General features: G+C 33.0%; 5 protein-coding genes. 4 read left to right on the top strand and 1 reads right to left on the bottom strand.

The genetic code is table 11. The annotated features are described in order from the left end of the window. Positions 1-182: 182 nt before the first annotated feature. Positions 183-503 carry a tRNA (cytidine(34)-2'-O)-methyltransferase gene (locus H3V11_RS09810; RefSeq protein ID WP_198224711.1) on the bottom strand — a complete coding sequence of 107 codons (321 nt, stop codon included), beginning with the start codon at positions 501-503 and terminating at the stop codon, positions 183-185. A 46-nt stretch (positions 504-549) separates the two neighbouring features. Here H3V11_RS09810 and H3V11_RS09805 point away from each other — a divergent pair, with 46 nt between their 5' ends. The 4 genes from H3V11_RS09805 (at position 550) to H3V11_RS09790 (ending at position 5,678) form a co-directional block, all read left to right on the top strand. After that, on the top strand, positions 550-1,980 hold the full coding sequence (locus H3V11_RS09805; RefSeq protein WP_198224709.1) for a UbiA family prenyltransferase: 1,431 nt from the start codon (positions 550-552) through the stop codon (positions 1,978-1,980). Positions 1,981-2,003: 23 nt separating this feature from the next. After that, complete coding sequence (locus tag H3V11_RS12090) at positions 2,004-2,378, top strand: EamA family transporter (protein ID WP_144235716.1); 375 nt, start codon at positions 2,004-2,006, stop codon at positions 2,376-2,378. Between the two features lies 1 nt (position 2,379). Beyond that, a complete protein-coding gene (locus tag H3V11_RS09795) occupies positions 2,380-3,354 on the top strand; it encodes an NAD(P)-dependent oxidoreductase (RefSeq protein ID WP_084584871.1) in 975 nt (324 codons plus the stop codon). Between the two features lie 485 nt (positions 3,355-3,839). Beyond that, entirely contained in the window at positions 3,840-5,678 is a 1,839-nt protein-coding gene (locus H3V11_RS09790; protein WP_198224707.1) for a hypothetical protein, read from the top strand. Positions 5,679-6,009: the final 331 nt, after the last annotated feature.

Raw genomic sequence — 6,009 nt, 5'->3', positions numbered from 1 at the left:
CCCATCCCGAACAGGACCGTGAAACGACCTAGCGCCGATGATAGTATGGATTGCCCATGTGAAAGTAGGACACCGCCAGACTCCCTATAGAAGAACCCGGTTGATTAGTCAGCCGGGTTTCTTACTTTAAGTACTGAGAAGAGAACAATACCGCAGCAGCCTAATGGCTGCTGTTGCTGTATCTAGGCCAGAGATGGGAAGGACTGCTGACGCAGCGCTTCGTAGAGAACGATGGCGGCGGCATTGGACAGGTTCAGTGAGCGGATGTGCTCTGACTGCGGGATTCGCAGACACTGCTCGGCGCGTGCCTGTGCGAATGCCTGGGGCAGTCCGGTAGTTTCGCGACCGAAGAGGAAGTAGATTTGCTGATTGCGATCGCTGTAGTCGAACTGAGTGTAGTTGCGAGTGCCGTAGGTTTCTATCAGGTAGACTTGTGCATTAATTTGAGTTTCGGTTATGCATGATGAATGCTTTAGGTAACTGTATTGATGATGAGTAAACATCTATGTAAAATTATTGCATTATTTTATCGATATGCAGGGGAAAATAGTGACAGAATCAAGTCTTCCGTTAGTTGTGGATTTAGATGGAACATTAATTCTGACTGATTCATTACATGAAACCCTGATCAGTATGCTTAAATTATATCCGTTTAAGCTTTTCAAATTAATAAAAATATATTTCCAAGGTAAAGCAGAATTTAAAAAATTTGTCTATGAACATAGTAATTTTAATGCTGATAAAATACCTTATCGTCATGAATTAGTTAACTACATACAAAAGCAACGACAACAAGGAAGAAAAGTCATACTTGCTACTGCTGCCTATAAAGATATTGCATATAAAGTAGCGGATTTTTTGAATTGCTTTGATGATGTTATTGCTACGGATTCACAAAAAAATTTAAAAGGAATAAACAAATTTAATGCGATAGAACAGAAAATCGGACGAAAATTTATATATGCAGGAGATGATAGTGCTGATTTGCCAATTTGGAAAGAGGCTAGCGGAGCTATTGTTACAGGAAATAAAACTGATAAACTTATAAAAATAATAAAGCAAAGCGGAACGCCGGTATTAAAACAGTTCAGCAATAAAGATGAAAAAATGGTGTCATGGCTGAAAGCCATACGTTTACATCAATGTTTGAAAAATCTACTTCTCTTTGTTCCACTCCTTACTTCTTTTCAGTTTTATGATTTCCAAAAATTTTTAATAGTATCTACTGCTTTTATCGCTTTTTCTTTAGGTGCATCAGCAACATATATTTTAAATGATTTATGGGATCTGGAAAATGACCGTCAGCATTTGAATAAAAGACATCGACCGTTTGCTTCTGGAAATTTATCGATTGCTCAGGGTCTCAGGGTAAGTTTATTGCTTTTAATGAGTGCAGGATTAATTTCTATTTTGATATCAAGATATTTTTTTGGTATATTTTTATTATATTTATTAATAACAACATTATATAGTTTAAGATTAAAACAGATTATATTATTAGATATAATAGTTTTATCCGTTTTATATACCGTCAGAATATTAGCAGGCGGAGTAGTTGCTAATATAGAATTAAGTTACTCTTTACTGGCATTTTCTGTCTTAATATTTTTAAGTTTGGCTACTGTGAAAAGGTGTGCCGAGTTAGTTTCAAAGTCTGATGAGAATAATTCGATTGCCGGTAGAGGGTATATAAAATCCGATTTAGATATTCTCTGGCCATTAGGTATCAGTACATATATTGGTGCCATTATTGTTTTTGGTCTTTATATTAATGCTCCGGAAACCATTGTTTATTATAGAACTCCTGCTTTATTATGGTTGGCACAATTATTGATGGTCTATCTGATTGGTAATTTATGGATGATGACTAAAAGAGGTTTAATGCACGATGATCCAATCGTATTTTTTATTCAAGATAAAAAAAGTCTGATTTTACTGACTTTAATAATATATATTATATTGTTAGCCAGATATATTTAGTTTTCTGATTTGGAAGAGTTAGAGTGAATCTATTAACATTTATGCTTGCAGTTATCAGCGTTACACTAAATGCTATGGCGCAAATTGCATTACGTAAAACTATGCAGACACTTGGGACGTTTCCCCAAAGTGCTTCTGATTATTTTTACTTTGGATATCACCTAATATTGAATGCATGGTTTATTACTGGTATGTGCCTTTATGCAATTAGTATTGGCTTATGGATGGCTGTATTGGGCAAAACTGAAGTGAGTCTGGCTTATCCGCTTTTATCAATTGGTTATATCATTACTGCTTTTATCGGGTATTTCTTCTTACATGAAAATGTTAATCTGCTTCGTATTATAGGTTTGATTACTATTTGTATAGGAATCATAATTATTTCCAGGAGTGCGTAAATTGCGTCATATTATTACCGGAGGTAGTGGGTTCACAGGACAGATTCTCATAAGAAAATTATTACAGAATGGCAATGAAGTAGTTAATTTTGACATAAAAAACTATACTGATTGCACTCTGGAAAAACAGAGTCAGTTTGTTTATGGTGATATACGTTCAGTTCAGGATATAAGAAAATTAAATCTTCAACCGGATGATATTGTTTATCATTTGGCTGCACGACAGTTTGCTGATAATGTACCCAGATCAAATCGTCAGGCTTGGTTTTTTGAGGTGAATGTTGTTGGTACTCAAAATATTTTGCAGGTAATGTCAGCAGCAGGTACAACCAGAATGGTATTCTTTTCTACTGATATGACCTATGGTATGGTGAATTCATGTCCGGTATCAGAGGATCATCCCCAAAATCCTTTGGGGCCATATGGAAGCAGTAAAGTTGAAGCAGAAAAATTAATTCGAAGTTATGAAAAATTAAATGCTACTATTTTTCGTCCAAGACTGATTACTGGTGCCGGGCGTTTAGGTATATTAGGTAAATTATTCAGGCTGATATCTTTAAATTTACCTGTGCCGATGATAGGAAATGGTACTAATCGTTATCAAATGGTAAGTGTTGATGATTGTGTTACTGCCGCTTTGCAGGCCTGTAAAAATAACTTTCCCAGAGAAAATTTTAATTTGGGTTCATTAAATCCTCCGACAACCAGAGAGCTGTTAGAGGCAATCATCAAACACGCTAATTCAAAATCTTTTTTAATACCGGTTCCTGCAAGATTGATTAAACCGGTACTGTCCGGACTGGATAAAATAGGTATGACATTATTATATCCTGAGCAGTATGCCATTGCTGATCAGAATACTTTGCTTGATATTACAAAAGTTAATCAGTTGCTAGACTGGTCACCTTCATGTTCAGATATAACTGCTATGTGTGCTGCATATGATAATTATATTAATATAAAGAAAACCCAATAATGAGTAATGAAAACGTAAATGTTAAAGAGGCATTGTTATTCTCAATATTTTATGCAATTTCAATAATTATTATATGTAGTCTGTTTCAGAGTGATTTTTTTTGTATTGATGATGCTTCTTATGAAATGCTTGGTTTTTTCAGACAGATTGGCCATATTTGGTCAGAAGGGAGAATACCTTTTATAGTTGACTCTATGTATATCGGTGGTAATGAGATGATTGATTTAGGTAAAGGTATATTTTTACCTCAGAATATTCTGGTTTCTCTTATTACTTCTCGTTTTCATCATATTCTGTTATCTGGCTGGATACTGGCCTTTATTAATATCGTATTGGTTTCGCTATCTTCATTGGTTATTGCCAGATTATTCAGATTATATAGATGTTATGCTTATACACTGGCCGCATTTACAGTTATTCAGCCGGTCTTTCTTTATCAGTATCTGGGTGCCTGGTGGAATGCGGCAAACGGACAGGCTTGGGCAATGGTGTCTATTGCCACATTTTTATTACTTAAAAAAAATTACTCTAAAATCAATATTATTCTAAACTTTATATCAGTTATTTTTTTGCTTTCTTCCGGCTGGCCACATGGAGTAATAGGTTATGCTGTGTTTGTCGGAATAACTCTGGTTTTTGAATTTAAACAATCAGGTAAATTAAATAAAGTTGTTTACTTGAGTATTCCGGCTATTCTGGCACTTATTTTTTCTTTCCCAATTTATTCCGAATATATTTTTTCGCATGATTTAACTAATCGCGTAAATGGATTTGATAGTTCACTCAGAACTTTTATTCCTTCATGGTCTACTATTATTCTGGGGTTTTTTCCCACTTTTTATGATTATATGACTTATATCAGCTATAGGCTGGTGTTAGTACCTTTGGGTTTTTCTACTTTATTTTTACCTATGGTATTTTTTTACCGCAATATCAAAGAACTTTGGCAACGAGATAATATTCTGAAATGGTTTTCCACATTAATTATAATATTTTTTCTTTTATCACAAATGCCATCCCAGTTTGGCCCTTTGCGCTGGCCATTTCGATTTTTACCCTTTATTTCTTTTTTTATCTGTCTGGCTGTATTCTATATTTTACAGTATGCACATATTATCCAAGGTAAAAAGATAATATTAAATAAAAAAATTTATATTTCTTTATATATTATCTTAGGTGGATTTTTTTTATTTTTACCAGCTTATGCGGGCTTTGATACATTAACATTGATTCTGAGTTTAGTGTTGATGCTGTTTTTACTTGAACATGATTTATTTAATTTTAAAAAAAGTATATTAGTTAATTTTAATAAAAAATATTTTTTAGTTATTCTATTTGTATTTTGTCTGGTGTTTTTTAATTCTTGGAATCTTCATCCGTTTTATATTGTATTGCAAATTTTTTCTGTCTGGCTGCTTATATTGAGCCCGAAAATAATAGAGAGAAAAAGTTCATACGGGATGATAGGCTTAACTTTATTAATTTTATTATTGTTCCTTAACGGATTACCTACATTAGGCGGTTCTTATCAGCGTCAGACTGAATTAGCTGAACGTATTCAGTTACCAGATAATGTTAATTTACAAGGTTATGTTTTGTCTCTTCCATTAAATATTTATTTAAAACAAACCCGGCAATTAAATGATATTGCTTCAGCTCAGTTCGGTTTTTATGATATTAAATCAATAAATGGTTATTCTCCTGTAGGTAGTAAAAGACTCGAGAAAATATTACCGGTTAATCAGTCTGCACATGGTATTTTTACATCTAAACAGGCATTGGAGAATATTTTACAGAGTGCAAAAGGATTCAATGTTTGTCAGGCAGTGTTGATGCGGATTAGCACTATTATCGTTAATAAGGATGATTATGCTGCCTTTAGTCATCAGTTTAAGCAGTGCGGATATAGTGAAGTTCAATCAGCAGATAGCCGTAGTGATTTGTATGTATCGTTACCATTTACTCTGACAAAAGGGTGGGAAAATAATTCTCCCTTTGTATATCCTGATATAGCTGGTGTCAGAATTGTGAAACACGAAAATAATACAGATTGGGTTCAGATTCCAGAGCATAAAGATAATATTACTCTGATATTCCCGCGTTTATGGTGGTATGGTTATTCTGCTAATATTAATGATCATATATTATCTGTTACTGCAGATAGTTCAGGTTCATTGGTACAGGTTTCCGTACCGTCTGATTTTAATGGAGTGTTACGTCTGAGTTATTTTCCGGTAACTTGGCGATATTTATGGTTTTTGCCCATATTGGCAATGGTAGGATTGATAACTGTATTGTTTTTTAATGTAAAAATTAAAGAATGATTAAAACTTGTGTTAAAAATATTTTAAATCACGGTTTAATTTAAATATCTTTTCTCAATATAAAAATGCACTTTAAATTTTAAAAAGTGCATTTTTTGTTCTGTCATCAGACGGGTATTTAGATTTTTTAATGTAAAAGAGACAAAACAGATTAATATTGAAAACTATTCTTTTGGGTTATATAAATAACTGGTTTTTATTATTCATATTTTGTTTTAAATATACTTAAAAAATTAATCTTATAAGACAATGTATTAAATTATTTTGTTTTGTCAATAATAATTTTGTTTGTTAAGCTATAGTCTTCTTAATTCATTAAAAATGTAAAGGT

Source organism: Snodgrassella sp. W8158 (genome assembly GCF_016100435.1).
GTDB lineage: Bacteria > Pseudomonadota > Gammaproteobacteria > Burkholderiales > Neisseriaceae > Snodgrassella > Snodgrassella alvi.
The sequence above is the reverse complement of the archived record's forward strand: the minus strand, read 5'-3'. Positions and strand labels throughout refer to the sequence as shown.

Coding starts and splice junctions, on each gene's coding strand:
- H3V11_RS09810 (WP_198224711.1), bottom strand. CDS start 503: ATGTTTACTCATCATCAATACAGTTACCTAAAGCATTCATCATGCATA.
- H3V11_RS09790 (WP_198224707.1), top strand. CDS start 3,840: ATGGTGTCTATTGCCACATTTTTATTACTTAAAAAAAATTACTCTAAA.